At 54.2% G+C, this 13660-nt stretch carries 17 protein-coding genes; 7 read left to right on the forward strand and 10 right to left on the reverse strand.

Annotation, left to right across the window (positions count from 1 at the left end):
- Positions 1-3 precede the first annotated feature (3 nt).
- Genes LBW88_RS11080 through LBW88_RS11095 form a run of 4 tightly spaced genes read left to right on the forward strand, consistent with a single transcriptional unit; the run spans position 4 to position 3667 of the window.
- Positions 4-1620 carry a (2,3-dihydroxybenzoyl)adenylate synthase gene (locus LBW88_RS11080; RefSeq protein ID WP_224932316.1) on the forward strand — a complete coding sequence of 539 codons (1617 nt, stop codon included), beginning with the start codon at positions 4-6 and terminating at the stop codon, positions 1618-1620.
- Between the two features lie 19 nt (positions 1621-1639).
- The gene (locus LBW88_RS11085) at positions 1640-2494 is read left to right on the forward strand and encodes an isochorismatase family protein (protein ID WP_034826585.1); all 855 of its coding nucleotides are present in this window, start codon (positions 1640-1642) and stop codon (positions 2492-2494) included.
- Positions 2491-3249 carry a 2,3-dihydro-2,3-dihydroxybenzoate dehydrogenase gene (gene dhbA / locus LBW88_RS11090; protein ID WP_224932315.1) on the forward strand — a complete coding sequence of 253 codons (759 nt, stop codon included), beginning with the start codon at positions 2491-2493 and terminating at the stop codon, positions 3247-3249. Before LBW88_RS11085 ends, dhbA begins: the two co-directional genes overlap by 4 nt.
- A 1-nt stretch (position 3250) precedes the next feature.
- Positions 3251-3667, forward strand: coding sequence for a hotdog fold thioesterase (locus LBW88_RS11095; protein ID WP_224932314.1), 417 nt, complete (start codon positions 3251-3253; stop codon positions 3665-3667).
- Between the two features lie 146 nt (positions 3668-3813).
- On the opposite strand, the gene cgtA is transcribed toward LBW88_RS11095, so the two are convergent.
- From cgtA to rplU, 3 genes are all read right to left on the reverse strand, one after another.
- Positions 3814-4989, reverse strand: coding sequence for an Obg family GTPase CgtA (cgtA, locus tag LBW88_RS11100; protein WP_224932313.1), 1176 nt, complete (start codon positions 4987-4989; stop codon positions 3814-3816).
- Positions 4990-5238: 249 nt separating this feature from the next.
- Positions 5239-5496 (reverse strand): 50S ribosomal protein L27, encoded by a 258-nt coding sequence (gene rpmA, locus LBW88_RS11105; RefSeq protein ID WP_003851093.1) that lies wholly within the window; start codon positions 5494-5496, stop codon positions 5239-5241.
- A gap of 15 nt (positions 5497-5511) precedes the next feature.
- Positions 5512-5823: a 50S ribosomal protein L21 gene (gene rplU / locus LBW88_RS11110; protein ID WP_034826596.1), complete on the reverse strand. Its 312-nt coding sequence runs from the start codon at positions 5821-5823 to the stop codon at positions 5512-5514.
- 254 nt (positions 5824-6077) lie between these two features.
- Between rplU and ispB the strand changes: the two genes are divergently transcribed.
- Together ispB and LBW88_RS11120 are read left to right on the forward strand one after the other, a co-directional pair.
- On the forward strand, positions 6078-7049 hold the full coding sequence (gene ispB, locus LBW88_RS11115) for an octaprenyl diphosphate synthase (RefSeq protein ID WP_224932312.1): 972 nt from the start codon (positions 6078-6080) through the stop codon (positions 7047-7049).
- Between the two features lie 271 nt (positions 7050-7320).
- Positions 7321-7611 carry a helix-turn-helix domain-containing protein gene (locus LBW88_RS11120; protein WP_224932311.1) on the forward strand — a complete coding sequence of 97 codons (291 nt, stop codon included), beginning with the start codon at positions 7321-7323 and terminating at the stop codon, positions 7609-7611.
- A 57-nt stretch (positions 7612-7668) separates the two neighbouring features.
- Here the strand turns inward: LBW88_RS11120 and murA are convergent, their stop codons facing one another.
- From murA to mlaF, 7 genes are all read right to left on the reverse strand, one after another.
- Positions 7669-8928 (reverse strand): UDP-N-acetylglucosamine 1-carboxyvinyltransferase, encoded by a 1260-nt coding sequence (gene murA, locus LBW88_RS11125; protein ID WP_200576303.1) that lies wholly within the window; start codon positions 8926-8928, stop codon positions 7669-7671.
- A gap of 44 nt (positions 8929-8972) precedes the next feature.
- Positions 8973-9230 (reverse strand): BolA family iron metabolism protein IbaG, encoded by a 258-nt coding sequence (gene ibaG, locus LBW88_RS11130; RefSeq protein ID WP_034826599.1) that lies wholly within the window; start codon positions 9228-9230, stop codon positions 8973-8975.
- A gap of 114 nt (positions 9231-9344) precedes the next feature.
- Positions 9345-9650: a lipid asymmetry maintenance protein MlaB gene (gene mlaB, locus LBW88_RS11135; protein WP_224932310.1), complete on the reverse strand. Its 306-nt coding sequence runs from the start codon at positions 9648-9650 to the stop codon at positions 9345-9347.
- Positions 9651-9655: 5 nt separating this feature from the next.
- A complete protein-coding gene (gene mlaC / locus LBW88_RS11140; RefSeq protein ID WP_224932309.1) occupies positions 9656-10282 on the reverse strand; it encodes a phospholipid-binding protein MlaC in 627 nt (208 codons plus the stop codon).
- Between the two features lie 14 nt (positions 10283-10296).
- Positions 10297-10839, reverse strand: coding sequence for an outer membrane lipid asymmetry maintenance protein MlaD (gene mlaD / locus LBW88_RS11145; protein ID WP_224932308.1), 543 nt, complete (start codon positions 10837-10839; stop codon positions 10297-10299).
- 4 nt (positions 10840-10843) lie between these two features.
- Positions 10844-11626 carry a lipid asymmetry maintenance ABC transporter permease subunit MlaE gene (mlaE, locus tag LBW88_RS11150; RefSeq protein WP_224932307.1) on the reverse strand — a complete coding sequence of 261 codons (783 nt, stop codon included), beginning with the start codon at positions 11624-11626 and terminating at the stop codon, positions 10844-10846.
- A 4-nt stretch (positions 11627-11630) separates the two neighbouring features.
- Positions 11631-12446 (reverse strand): phospholipid ABC transporter ATP-binding protein MlaF, encoded by an 816-nt coding sequence (mlaF, locus tag LBW88_RS11155; protein WP_224932306.1) that lies wholly within the window; start codon positions 12444-12446, stop codon positions 11631-11633.
- Between the two features lie 227 nt (positions 12447-12673).
- On the opposite strand from mlaF, the gene LBW88_RS11160 reads away from it, so the two are divergent.
- Positions 12674-13657 carry a calcium/sodium antiporter gene (locus LBW88_RS11160; protein ID WP_224932305.1) on the forward strand — a complete coding sequence of 328 codons (984 nt, stop codon included), beginning with the start codon at positions 12674-12676 and terminating at the stop codon, positions 13655-13657.
- Positions 13658-13660: the final 3 nt, after the last annotated feature.

The raw sequence follows: 13660 nt of genomic DNA on the forward strand, positions 1-13660 counted from the left end.
AACATGAGCATTCCCTACACACGTTGGCCAGAAGATTTGGCCGCGCGCTACCGTGAAAAAGGCTATTGGCTCGATGTGCCAATGACCGATATCCTGGCGCGCCATAAAGAGAATGAGGCGATTGCAGTCATCGACGGCGATCGCCACATCAGCTATCGCGAGTTGGATCGGTTAACCGACAATCTCGCGGCGGCCTTGCAGCGCCGTGGCCTGCAACAGGGCGATACCGCGCTAGTACAGCTTGGCAACGTGGCGGAGTTTTACGTTACGGTGTTCGCGCTGTTTAAACTGGGCGTGGCGTCCGTCTTCGCGCTGTATAGCCATCAGCGCACGGAGCTGACCGCCTATGCCGTGCAGATTGAGCCTAAGCTGCTGATTGCAGATCGCCATCACGCGCTGTTTGCCGATGACACCTTTATCGGCGCCCTCTGTGCCGCTCAACCGTCACTACAGCAGATCATCCTGCGCAATGACGGTGATAAAGAAAACACCCTCGAAGCCCTGATGGCGGAAGCGTCAGGCGATTATCAGCCCACGCCGACCGCCGCTGATGAAGTGGCGTTTTTCCAGCTCTCTGGTGGCAGCACCGGGACGCCAAAGCTGATTCCGCGCACGCACAACGATTACTACTACAGTATTCGCGCCAGCGATGAGATCTGTGAAGTCACTGCTGACACGCGTTATCTGATCGCCCTGCCCGCACCGCATAACTTCGCCATGAGCTCACCGGGTTCACTCGGCGTGTTTTATGCCGGTGGCCAGGTGATTCTCGCTGCCGATCCCAGCGCTACGCTCTGCTTCCCGCTGATCGAGAAGCATCAGGTTACCGATACCGGTCTGGTGCCGCCCGCGGTGAGCCTGTGGCTGCAAGCGATTCAGGAATGGGGCAGCAACAAGCAACTGGCTTCACTGCTGCGTATTCAGGTCGGTGGCGCTAAGCTAGGCGAAACGCTGGCTGCACGCATCCAGAGCGAAATTGGCTGCCAGCTGCAGCAGGTGTTTGGCATGGCCGAAGGTCTGGTGAACTACACCCGCTTCGGTGATGACGAGAAAATCGTTCTGACCACACAAGGCCGACCGATTTCTGACGATGACGAAGTCTGGGTGGCAGATGAACACGGCAATGCGCTGCCGCACGGCACGGTGGGTCGCCTCATGACACGCGGCCCTTACACCTTCCGTGGCTACTACAAAAGCCCGGAACACAATGCTGCCAGCTTTGATGCCAACGGCTTCTACTGCTCCGGCGATCTGATTGAGATCAACCCGCAGGGTTACATCACCGTGCAGGGCCGCGAGAAGGATCAGATCAACCGTGGCGGCGAGAAGATCGCCGCAGAAGAGATCGAGAACCTGTTGCAACGCCACCCGGATGTGATTCATGCCGCGCTGGTGTCGATGAATGACGAACTGATGGGTGAGAAGAGCTGCGCCTTTATTGTCGCCAGCCAGCCGATCAAAGCGGTGGCTCTGCGTCGCCATCTGCGCGATCTCGGTGTTGCCGAGTTTAAATTACCCGATCGTATTACCTGCGTAGACGCCCTGCCGCTGACCCCGGTTGGCAAGGTGGACAAAAAACGTTTACGCCAACAGCTTGCTGACCAACAAACGCAAGCCTGAACCTGTTCCGGAGATTGTAATGGCTATTCCAAAACTGAATTCTTACGCGCTGCCTGCCGCCACTGAACTGCCGACCAACAAGGTCAAATGGACCGTAGAGCCACAGCGTGCTGCCCTGCTGATCCATGATATGCAGGCTTATTTCCTGAATTTCTGGGGCGAGAACAGTCCGCTGATTGATCAGGTTGTGGAGAACATTGCCCGCCTGCGCGCCTACTGCAAAGCACAGGGCATTCCGGTGTTTTACACCGCACAGCCTAACGAGCAGAGCGATGCCGATCGCGCACTGCTCAACGACATGTGGGGACCGGGCCTGAATAAGCATCCGGATCAACAGAAGATCGTAGATGCACTGGCGCCGGATCAGGACGATCAGGTGTTAACCAAATGGCGTTACAGCGCCTTTGTCCGCTCACCGCTGGAATCGATCCTGCAAGAGATGGGCCGCGATCAGCTGATTATCACCGGCGTTTATGCTCATATCGGCTGCCTGACCACCGCCACTGACGCTTTTATGCGTAATATCCAGCCGTTTATGGTGGCGGATGCGCTGGCCGACTTCAGCCGTGAAGAGCACATGATGGCACTGACCTACACTGCTGGCCGCAGCGGCAAAGTAGTGATGACCGCCGATCTGATGCCGCTGCCGCTGAGCAAAGACGATCTGCGTGCGCTGATTCTGCCGCTGCTGGAAGATGATGATGTGCCGGAAGATGATGAAAACCTAATCGACTACGGTTTGGATTCCGTGCGCGTAATGGCCCTGGCCGCACGCTGGCGTCAGGTGCACAACGATATCGATTTCGTTAGCCTGGCAAAAAATCCTAGCATTGATGGCTGGTGGGCACTGCTGTCACGGACGCCTGCCAAATGAGTGCTTCTTTCGACTTTAGCGGAAAAATCGTCTGGGTAACCGGCGCAGGTAAAGGCATTGGTTATCACACAGCACTGGCATTCCATCAGGCCGGCGCACAGGTGATCGGCTTCGATCTGCGTTTTGATCAGGCCGACTACCCGTTTGCCACTCAGGTTCTGGATGTTGCCAACGCAGCGGAAGTAAAAGCAGTGTGTCAGCGTCTGCTGACAGAGCAGCCGCGTCTGGATGTGCTGGTCAACGGCGCCGGGATTTTGCGCGTCGGCAGCACTGAAGCACTCTCGTTTGAAGACTGGCAGGCGTGTCTGGCAGTGAACGCCGGTGGCGCATTCAATATGTTCCAGCAAACGCTGCCGGTATTCCGCCAGCAGCGTGCTGGCGCGATTGTGACTATCGCTTCTAACGCGGCACACGCGCCACGTCTCGGCATGTCTGCTTATGGTGCTTCCAAAGCCGCACTGCGCAGCCTATGTCTGACCGTCGGCCTGGAAATGGCGCCGCTGGGCGTGCGCTGCAACATCGTCTCACCAGGCTCAACCGATACCGATATGCAACGCAGCTTATGGCATACACCGGAAGCGGAGCAGGAGATGATCAACGGCTTCCCGGATCAGTACAAGTTGGGGATCCCACTGCGTAAGATCGCTAAACCGCAAGAGATCGTGAACAACGTCCTGTTCCTCGCCTCGGATCTTGCCAGCCACGTGGTGCTGCAGGATATTGTGGTCGACGGTGGCGCAACGCTGGGATCCTGACATGGCAATCTGGAAACGATCGGTTGATCTTGCAACCTTAAATTCCCTCGGTGACAACTCGCTGGTGTCGCACGTCGGCATCGTGTTCACGGTGATCGGCGACGATTACCTTGAGGCGACCATGCCGGTGGATGCGCGCACGCAGCAGCCCTTTGGCCTGCTGCACGGCGGCGCGTCGGTGGTGCTGGCGGAATCGATGGGATCGATTGCCGGCTATCTGAGCGTGGAAGAAGGAAAAAGCGTCGTCGGTATTGAGGTGAGCGCGAGCCATCATCGCGCAGTAAGCAGCGGCGAAGTGCGCGGCATCTGCCGGCCTCTGCATCTTGGCGCACGCAACCAGAGCTGGGAGATCGAGATTCGCAATGGACGCAACCAGCTGTGTTGCACATCACGATTGACCGTAGCGGTGCTGGGGTAATTTCCAGCAACTGCCCCCTCCCCGTGTTACAGCGGGAGGAGTGATCAAGCCCGATTGCTGAACATAATGCCCTTTCACCAGGAAGTGAAAATGGGCAATCAGCAGCCATAAAAAAAGCGGCCAATTGGCCGCTTTCTCTTTTGCGATTAACGCTGGTAAATGATCTCGACGCCTTCGTCGTCTTCTTCATCCCAGTCGTCATCCCAATCGTCGTCTTCTTCCACTTCCTGCGCGGTTTCCAAAGCTTCGCGGTGGTAGTCATCCCACATAAAGGCCACTTTCTCCGGCTCTTTCGCTTCTTCTTCAGCCTCTTTAGGGTTCGCGATAATAAAGCTCATCACGTCCCAGCAAAGGTCTTTCACGCCATCATGGCTTGCCGCAGAAATCAGGTAGTGCTTCTCTTCCCAGCCCAATGCTTCCACAACCGCTTTAGCGCGGCTTTCTGCTTCTTCACGGCTCAGTAAGTCACATTTGTTAAACACCAACCAGCGTGGCTTCTGGAACAGCTTTTCGCTGTATTTTTCCAGCTCACCCAGTATGATGCGGGCGTTCTCTACCGGATCGGATTCATCGATCGGCGCAAGGTCGATCAGGTGCAACAGCACGCGGCAACGCTCAAGGTGCTTCAGGAAGCGAATCCCCAAACCGGCACCATCCGCTGCGCCTTCAATCAGACCTGGGATATCCGCGACGACAAAGCTCTTTTCGTTGTCCATGCGCACCACGCCAAGGCTTGGTACCAGGGTGGTAAACGGATAATCCGCCACTTTTGGTTTAGCCGCAGACACGGAACGAATAAAGGTCGATTTACCGGCATTCGGTAAGCCGAGCATACCGACATCAGCCAGCAGCATCAGCTCCAGCTGCAGGTCGCGTTTCTCACCCGGCGTACCCATGGTCTTCTGACGTGGAGAACGGTTAACCGAAGATTTAAAACGAGTGTTGCCCAGGCCGTGCCAACCGCCTTTGGACACCATCAGTTTCTGCTCATGGCGCGTCATATCACCGAGCGTCTCGCCAGTGCCCTGGTCAATCACACGCGTACCGACCGGGACTTTTACTACGATGTCTTTACCGCGCTTGCCGGTGCAATCACGGCTTTGACCATTCTGGCCACGCTCAGCACGGAAAGATTTCTCGAAGCGATAATCGATCAAGGTATTCAGGTTTTCGTCAGCGATCAGATAAACGTCGCCGCCGTCGCCGCCGTCGCCACCATCCGGGCCGCCACGTGGAATATATTTTTCGCGGCGGAAGCTAACGCAACCATTACCGCCATCGCCTGCGACCGCAAGGATCGTCGCTTCATCTACAAACTTCATTTTATTTCTCCGTCACGCTATCGTTCGCGGCGACTAAAGCACAGCAAACGGGTCCGCCAGGGTCTTCTGCGCTGACCGGCGGCGGATAATACAGGATTGGCAAAGCCAGGTGTACATAAATTGTACAGCAAACTGCGCATTTTGGTCAGAGGGGAGCCCGCAACCTGCGGCAGAATGTAAAAAGCCCCGCAAAGCTGCGGGGCCTTCAATTCGTGTGTTCAGACGTTGACCGTCTGCGTCACAGCAACCTTACTCAGCAACGATGCTGATGTACTTACGGTTGTTAGGACCTTTAACTTCGAATTGTACTTTGCCGTCTGCGGTAGCAAACAGGGTATGGTCACGACCACAACCTACGTTGGTACCTGCGTGGAATTTGGTGCCACGCTGACGAACGATGATGCTACCTGCCAGAACAGATTCACCACCGAAACGCTTAACACCCAGACGTTTTGCATTGGAGTCGCGACCGTTACGAGTCGAGCCACCAGCCTTTTTATGTGCCATTTGTCAGATCTCCTCTTACGCGCCGATCACAGTGATTTTCACATCAGTGAACCACTGACGGTGACCAGCTTGCTTACGGTAGTGTTTACGACGACGAAACTTAACAATCTTAACTTTCTCGCCACGACCGTGAGCAACAACTTCTGCCTTGATCACACCGCCTGATACCAGTGGCGCGCCGATTTGCACGTCTTCGCCATTTGCAATCATCAGAACCTGGTCGAACTCAATGGTTTCGCCGGTTGCGATGTCCAGCTTTTCCAAGCGAACGGTCTGACCTTCGCTTACTCGGTGTTGTTTACCACCACTTTGGAAAACCGCGTACATATAAAACTCCGCTTCTGCGCATGCCTTTCTATTCATCAGGCGGCGCGATAAATATTCACAATAGGGCGCGAATTCTACGCAAATCTCCAGCAGAAGACAAGTGCACTTTGCACTCTCTTGCAGAAAAAAAGCGCAGGACGAATGCAAACGTTTCTCAGCCCGATTTTTCAAGTACAATCAGTAACAGATTACCTGAACTCACGCTGGGTAAAAGCGCTTACCATGCAAAATACGAGTCAAAGCTGAACAGACGAATGAACTTAGAACAGATTAATGAATTAACCGCGCAGGACATGGCGGCCGTCAACCAGACCATCCTCGACCAGCTGAATTCAGAGGTCTCACTGATCAATCAGTTGGGTTATTACATCATCAGCGGCGGGGGCAAACGTATCCGGCCAATGATCGCGGTGCTGTCTGCACGCGCACTCAATTATCAAGGATCGCTACATGTCACCAATGCGGCGCTGATCGAATTTATCCATACGGCGACACTGCTGCACGATGATGTGGTGGATGAATCCGATATGCGCCGTGGCAAAGCCACTGCCAATGCCGCGTTCGGTAATGCTGCCAGTGTGCTGGTGGGCGATTTTATCTACACTCGCGCGTTTCAGATGATGACCAGTATGGGATCCTTAAAGATCCTCGCGCTGATGTCGGAAGCGGTGAACGTGATTGCGGAAGGTGAAGTGCTGCAGCTGATGAACTGCAACGATCCCGATATCACTGAAGAAAGCTACATGCGCGTCATCTACAGCAAAACCGCGCGCCTGTTTGAAGCGGCCTCCCAAGCCTCTGCGATTCTGGCTGAAGCCACCCCGGCGCAGGAAAAGGCGATGCAGGATTATGGTCGCTATCTGGGCACCGCTTTCCAGTTAATTGATGATTTGCTGGATTACAGTGCGGATGGCGAAACGCTGGGTAAGAATACCGGTGACGATCTCAGTGAAGGCAAGCCGACGCTGCCGTTGTTGCATGCCATGCATAACGGCACGCCAGAGCAAGCTCAGATGATCCGCAAAGCGATTGAAGAAGGTAACGGTCGCCATCTGCTGGAACCGGTGCTGGACGCCATGCAGCAAACCGGCTCGCTGGAATGGACGCGCAAACGCGCCGAAGAAGAGGCGGATAAAGCCATTGCTGCCTTGCAGGAAATACCCGAATCACCATGGCGCAGCGCGCTCGAAGCGCTGGCGCACATGTCTGTACAACGCGAGTTCTGATTGCGATAACGGGGCGATCAAGCCCCGTTTACTCTTCTGCATCACCCGTTTTCTCTCCTGCTTCACTTCCCTGCCCTTCTCCTGACTGCCAATTACATTCCTTGCAGCGCTTTTGCGAAAGAGAGCTCAGTTTCACGCGACGCCAAAACAATTACTGGAAGCTTATGGAAACTATTTGCTATAAAGTTTTTGTTTTTTCCTATTATCTCTGTATTGGATACGCACGTTGCGACAGAGATAACGCAATAACATGGACAAGGAGCAGGACGTTATGAAAGCAAGGAAACAGGATTGGCATCCCGCAGATGTGATTGCAGCACTGCGTAAAAAAGGCACATCAATGGCTGAGTTATCACGCAATTCGGGGCTGAATTCGTCCACATTATCAAATGCACTTTCCCGCCCCTGGCCCAAAGGAGAGTGGTTGATCGCCAACGCGATCGGCGTTCATCCCGCCGAGATCTGGCCAACTCGCTATTATGATCCTGTCACCGCGCGTTTACTGGATCGCAAAAAGCGCATTCGATCGCCGAAGGATCGTCAGGAGATCTCAGATCTTTGACATAAAAAAAACCAGCCACGCTGCCGTGACTGGTTTCCATTGAGCGTTATGTCTGCGTTATTCGCCGCTGACGCGCTCGATATTCGCACCCATGGCCTTCAGTTTATCTTCGATGTGCTCGTAGCCACGGTCGATATGATAAATACGATCCACAATGGTGGTGCCTTCCGCGATGCAACCGGCCAACACCAGACTCGCTGAAGCACGCAGGTCGGTCGCCATCACTTGCGCACCTGAGAGCGTCTCAACACCGTGGCAAATCGCGGTGTTACTTTCGATCTCGGCATGCCCGCCCATACGAATCAGCTCAGGAATGTGCATGAAACGGTTTTCAAAGATGGTTTCGGTGATCACGCCCGTTCCTTCCGCCACCATGTTCAACAAAGTGAACTGTGCCTGCATGTCGGTTGGGAATCCCGGGTGTGGCGCAGTGCGGATATTCACGGCTTTAGGGCGTTTGCCGTGCATGTCGAGGCTGATCCAGTCTTCACCGGTTTCAATCTCGGCACCCGCATCACGCAGTTTCGCCAACACCGCATCCAGCGTATCCGGCTGAGCCTTATGGCACACCACTTTACCGCGAGAAATCGCAGCAGCGACCAGGAAGGTGCCGGTTTCGATACGGTCCGGCAGGACGCGATACACACCGCCACCCAGACGTTCAACGCCTTCGATGGTGATTTTATCTGTACCTGCACCGCTGATTTTTGCGCCCAGCGTGTTGAGGAAGTTTGCCGTGTCGACAATTTCCGGCTCACGCGCGGCGTTTTCAATAATGGTGGTGCCGGTAGCAAGCGTTGCGGCACTCATGATGGTCACGGTCGCGCCAACGCTGACTTTGTCCATAACGATGTGCGCGCCTTTCAGACGGCCATTAACGGAAGCTTTAACGTAACCTTCTTCCAGTTTAATTTCCGCACCCAACTGCTCAAGGCCGGTGATGTGCAGATCAACCGGACGCGCACCAATGGCGCAGCCGCCTGGCAATGAAACCTGACCCTGACCAAAACGCGCCACCAGTGGACCCAGCGCCCAAATCGAAGCACGCATGGTTTTCACCAGATCATAAGGCGCGCTGAAGACGTTAACTTCGCGAGCATCAACGTGAACCGAACCATTACGCTCAACGCGCGCGCCCAGCAAATTCAGCAACTTCATGGTGGTATCGATATCACGCAGCTTCGGCACGTTCTGAATCTCTACCGGCTCTTCTGCCAGCAGCGCAGCAAACAGAATTGGCAGCGCAGCATTTTTCGCTCCGGAAATGGTCACTTCACCACTTAAACGGGTGGGGCCTTGCACACGAAATTTGTCCATTAACGGCTCTCAATTATCTATCAACAAAACAACCTGTGAGGCGCTTAGAAACCGTTGAGTTTACGGTCGCGCGCCCACTCGGTTGGGGTATAAGTTTTGATGGAAACCGCATGAATACGGTTATCCGCGATGTATTCCATCAGCGGCGCATACACAGCCTGCTGTTTTTTCACACGGCTCAGCTCACCAAACATCTCACCGACAGCGATCACCTGAAAATGGCTGCCGTCGTTGCTGAGAACATGTACTTCATCTAAGGGTAACGCCTGCATCAGCACGGCCTGAACTTCACTATTTTCCATCGCTCTTTGCTTCACTTAATAATAATAAGGCGGATATCTTAGAGGAAAGCGTCTGACTCTTAAATACGCAAAAGCCCCTGAAAAAATCAGGGGCTTTTATCGATCAACACTTAATCAGGCGATTTTTTCCGCAGAAACAATAATCTGCTGCAGGTTATACAGCGTAATTAATGACTGAAGTTTGTCGTTGATACCGGTGAAAACCGGCGTGCTACCTTGTGCCCGCGCAATCTCACGCAGATGAACCAACAATGCCAGACCCGCTGAATCCACGCGATCCAGCGCCCCGACATCAATGGTGGCAACATCCAACATCGCGGTTTCCCGCTCATGCCACAATGCCAGCAATGTGTCTCGATCCAGCATGCCGCTTAAAGATAGCGTGCTGGCATTGCGCTGCCAGCGTAACGGTTCGCTCATTCTTACTATTTATCCAGAGTGATAGGCTGTGCTGCGTACGTTTTCAACTGCGCGGTCAGACCATCAATGCCTTTCGTACGCAGCAAGTCGCTCCACTCATTTTGTTTGGTGGTGATCATACTGATGCCTTCAGCCACCATGTCATAGGCCTGCCAGTTGCCGGTCTGGCTGTTCTTACGCCACTGGAAATCGAGGCGCACTGGCGGGCGGCCATTTGGATCAACAATGGTTACGCGAATCGCAACAATATTCGAGTCACCAATCGGCTGCGGCTGCTGAATCTGATAAGTCTGACCGTGGTAGAGCGCCAGCGCCTGACCATAGGCCTGCGCCAGATAATCACCAAACGCGCTAAAGTAAGCGTCACGCTGTGCCGGAGTGGCCTCACGATAATAGCGGCCCAGCACCAGTGCGCCGGCATATTTAATCTGCACATACGGCAGCAGTTCCTGACGCACGACTTCGCGCAGATAATTCGGATCCTGCTTAATTTTTGGTTGCTCGTTTTTCAGGCGGGTAAAGGTTTTTGCCGCCGCTTCGTTCATTTGTTTATAGGGGTCGCTTTGATCCGCGGCGTTAGCGGCCAAAGGTACAATCGCCAGCATGGCTATCATCAGGAAACGCTTAAACATCGTGTTTTACCTCTCTATTCCGTTGTAGCTGGTGCCGCAGGGGCGGGCGCACTCTCCCCACCCTGCTTTTGATTATCGTTTTTATTGTCGCCGCTCTTGTAGAGGAACTGGCCGATCAAATCTTCCAGCACCATCGCCGATTTGGTGTCACGCAGCGTACCGCCATCCTTTAGCATTGATGATCCTAACTCTGGATCGTCGAAGCCTAAATTTAGCGCGAGAAACTGCTCACCGAGCAAGCCTTGCGTGCGGATCGCCAGCGAGCTGGTGTCCGGAATTTTGTCGGTGTACTGATCGCTGATGTCCATGGTGACACGCGGCGAAAGCGTTTTATCATCCAGCGAAATATCCGTGACACGACCAATCACCACACCACCAATTTTTACCGGTGAGCTGACTTTCAGGCCGCCGATATTATCGAAGGTGGCATACAGCTTCCATGTCGGTTCGGTGCCGAGTGACTTGAGATCGGCCACGCGCAGGCTGAGGAATAACAGCGCCAACAGCGCTGCCAGCATAAAGACGCCTACCCAGATTTCGTTTTTCTTGCTTTGCATTGCATCAATTCCCAAACATCAGTGCTGTCAGCACAAAGTCCAAACCGAGTACCGCCAGTGAAGCATGCACTACGGTACGCGTTGTCGCCCGACTAATCCCTTCCGAGGTCGGGATGGCATCATAGCCATTGAACAGCGCAATCCAGGTTACCGTCACGGCAAAGACTGCGCTTTTAATCATGCAATTGATGACATCGGTGCGGAAATCCACGGCATTTTGCATGGCTGACCAGAAGAAGCCCGGGTCAATGCCTTTCCAGCTCACGCCCACCAACGCACCGCCAGCAATGCCCACTGCAGTAAATATCAACGTGAGCAGCGGCATGCTGATAAAGCCCGCCCAGAAGCGCGGCGACACCACGCGACGCAACGGATCGACCGCCATCATTTCCATGCTGGAAAGCTGTTCAGTGGCTTTCATCAGACCAATTTCTGCCGTCAGCGCTGAACCTGCGCGTCCTGCAAACAACAGTGCAGTGACCACTGGCCCCAGTTCACGCAACAGCGATAATGCCACCAACATACCAAGACTGGTTTCAGCGCTATAGGTGGTCAACACCAGATAACCCTGCAGGCCGAGCACCATACCGATGAACAAGCCAGAAACCACAATGATCAGCAGCGACAGCACGCCCACGCTGTACAGCTGTTTTATCAACAGGGGGGCGTGTCGGCGGAACGCGGGTTTACCCACCAGCGCATGAAACAGCATCAAGCCTGCACGGCCAAACGCCGCACAGGTATTAATTCCCTGACGTCCAAGTGACGCCAGCGCCTTTAGCAACATCAGTTTACGTTCTCCCTGCACGAGTCAGATCGCTGAGGTAATCCCCGGCAGCGAAGCGGAACGGCACCGGGCCGTCCGCATGACCCTCAATAAACTGGCGCACGCGCGGATCGGGATTTTCCCGCAACTCCGGCGCACTGCCCTGAGCAATAATCTTTTGACCGGCAACAATATAGGCATGGTCAGCAATGCTCAAGACCTCTGGCACATCGTGTGAAACCACAATACAGGTCACGCCTAACGAGTGATTCAGTTCGTCGATCAATTTCACCAGCACGCCCATGGTAATCGGATCCTGGCCGACAAACGGCTCATCGAACATGATCAGATCTGGCTCCAGCGCAATAGCGCGCGCCAGCGCCGCACGGCGCGCCATGCCGCCAGAAAGTTCTGCCGGCATCAGTTTGGCTGCACCGCGCAGACCCACCGCTTCCAGCTTCATCATCACCGTGCTGTGCAGTAATTCCGGCGGTAATTGCGTGTGCTCACGCAGCGGCCAGGCGACGTTATCAAAGACGTTGAGATCGGTAAAAAGTGCACCCGACTGGAACAACATGCTCATTTTTTTTCGCACTTCATACAATTTAGTGCGAGAAAGCGCCGGGATATTCTGGTCATGAAACCAGATTTCACCTTTATCCGGCTGCAACTGCCCACCAATCAGGCGCAACAGCGTGGTTTTCCCAATCCCGGATGGCCCCATAATAGCGGTCACTTTACCCGCTGGCACGGTGAGCGAAATGTCATCAAAGATGACGCGATCTCCGCGAGTGAAGCTGACGCCACGAACCTCAACCAGATTCGTTTTTTGCTGGATCATCGTTACCTCTTTATGCGGATCGGGCGTAATCAAAGTCGTGGATGGTAGCCTGGTAGACCATAATGCACGATAGTTTTACAGAAACTTACCCGTCAGGTGTGGCGAAAACGGCCTTAAAATTTACTTTTGCCTCTCAGACAGTCAAAATCAGCGCCTGTTTCCGCGCGCGCAATGTTTTTACCTGTCGGACAAGGTTCGCCGACACACCTATCCATCAAGGATTTTTCATGTTCGTAGCCACTGCCCTGCTGTTTATCGGATTGATTTTACTGGTTTACGGTGCTGACCGTCTGGTTTTCAGTGCCGCGATCCTGTGTCGATCCTTCGGCATTCCTCCGCTGATCATCGGCATGACAGTGGTCAGCATAGGCACATCGTTACCCGAACTAATCGTTTCTTTCTCTGCCGCACAGCATGGGCAAATGGATTTAGCCGTCGGCACCGCGCTTGGCTCAAACATCACCAATATTCTGCTTATTCTTGGCGGTGCCGCACTATTGCACCCATTAACGGTACACTCCAATCTGATTCGGCGCGAACTCCCCCTGATGCTGCTGGTCTCACTGCTGAGCGGCATCATGCTGTTTGATAATCACCTTAGTCGACTTGATGGCATCGCGCTGCTGCTGATTGCCCTCGGCTACCTGCTGATCGTCATCCGCATCGCCCGTCGTGCGGAGCGGGATAACAACGACACGTTAACGCGCGAACAATTGGCTGAACTACCACGCGATGAAACAGGTAACACCGTGGCCTTTTTGTGGCTGGCGGTGGCGCTGATTATTCTGCCGATGTCGACGCGAATGGTGATCGATAACGCCACCGTGTTTGCCGACTATTTTGGTGTTAGCGAACTGGTGATGGGCCTGACGTTAATTGCCGTCGGCACCAGCTTGCCAGAACTGGCTACCGTAGTGGCGGGAGCATTGAAAGGTGAAGACGATATCGCTATCGGTAACCTGATTGGCGCTAATATCTTTAACCTGGCCATTGTGCTGGGCCTGCCCGCGCTGGTGCACCCCGGCAGCATTGATGCACACGCTTTCGCACGAGATTACTGGGTGATGCTGGGTGTCAGCGTGCTGTTCGCCCTACTTTGTTTGTTACGCAAACGCCGGATTGGCCGCGTAGCCGGCACTCTTTTGTTAACGGGATTTATCGCGTGGGTTCTGTGGCTGTGGCTCAGCCCTTCGCTCATCACAAGTTATTAAGGA

It is taken from the genome of Pantoea sp. alder81 (assembly GCF_020179835.1).
Lineage (GTDB): Bacteria > Pseudomonadota > Gammaproteobacteria > Enterobacterales > Enterobacteriaceae > Pantoea.

Excerpts from the sequence above, each read along its gene's own strand:
- LBW88_RS11080 (WP_224932316.1), top strand. The coding sequence starts at position 4 with ATGAGCATTCCCTACACACGTTGGCCAGAAGATTTGGCCGCGCGCTAC.
- LBW88_RS11085 (WP_034826585.1), top strand. The coding sequence starts at position 1,640 with ATGGCTATTCCAAAACTGAATTCTTACGCGCTGCCTGCCGCCACTGAA.
- dhbA (WP_224932315.1), top strand. The coding sequence starts at position 2,491 with ATGAGTGCTTCTTTCGACTTTAGCGGAAAAATCGTCTGGGTAACCGGC.
- LBW88_RS11095 (WP_224932314.1), top strand. The coding sequence starts at position 3,251 with ATGGCAATCTGGAAACGATCGGTTGATCTTGCAACCTTAAATTCCCTC.
- cgtA (WP_224932313.1), bottom strand. The coding sequence starts at position 4,989 with ATGAAGTTTGTAGATGAAGCGACGATCCTTGCGGTCGCAGGCGATGGC.
- rpmA (WP_003851093.1), bottom strand. The coding sequence starts at position 5,496 with ATGGCACATAAAAAGGCTGGTGGCTCGACTCGTAACGGTCGCGACTCC.
- rplU (WP_034826596.1), bottom strand. The coding sequence starts at position 5,823 with ATGTACGCGGTTTTCCAAAGTGGTGGTAAACAACACCGAGTAAGCGAA.
- ispB (WP_224932312.1), top strand. The coding sequence starts at position 6,078 with ATGAACTTAGAACAGATTAATGAATTAACCGCGCAGGACATGGCGGCC.
- LBW88_RS11120 (WP_224932311.1), top strand. The coding sequence starts at position 7,321 with ATGAAAGCAAGGAAACAGGATTGGCATCCCGCAGATGTGATTGCAGCA.
- murA (WP_200576303.1), bottom strand. The coding sequence starts at position 8,928 with ATGGACAAATTTCGTGTGCAAGGCCCCACCCGTTTAAGTGGTGAAGTG.
- ibaG (WP_034826599.1), bottom strand. The coding sequence starts at position 9,230 with ATGGAAAATAGTGAAGTTCAGGCCGTGCTGATGCAGGCGTTACCCTTA.
- mlaB (WP_224932310.1), bottom strand. The coding sequence starts at position 9,650 with ATGAGCGAACCGTTACGCTGGCAGCGCAATGCCAGCACGCTATCTTTA.
- mlaC (WP_224932309.1), bottom strand. The coding sequence starts at position 10,282 with ATGTTTAAGCGTTTCCTGATGATAGCCATGCTGGCGATTGTACCTTTG.
- mlaD (WP_224932308.1), bottom strand. The coding sequence starts at position 10,839 with ATGCAAAGCAAGAAAAACGAAATCTGGGTAGGCGTCTTTATGCTGGCA.
- mlaE (WP_224932307.1), bottom strand. The coding sequence starts at position 11,626 with ATGTTGCTAAAGGCGCTGGCGTCACTTGGACGTCAGGGAATTAATACC.
- mlaF (WP_224932306.1), bottom strand. The coding sequence starts at position 12,446 with ATGATCCAGCAAAAAACGAATCTGGTTGAGGTTCGTGGCGTCAGCTTC.
- LBW88_RS11160 (WP_224932305.1), top strand. The coding sequence starts at position 12,674 with ATGTTCGTAGCCACTGCCCTGCTGTTTATCGGATTGATTTTACTGGTT.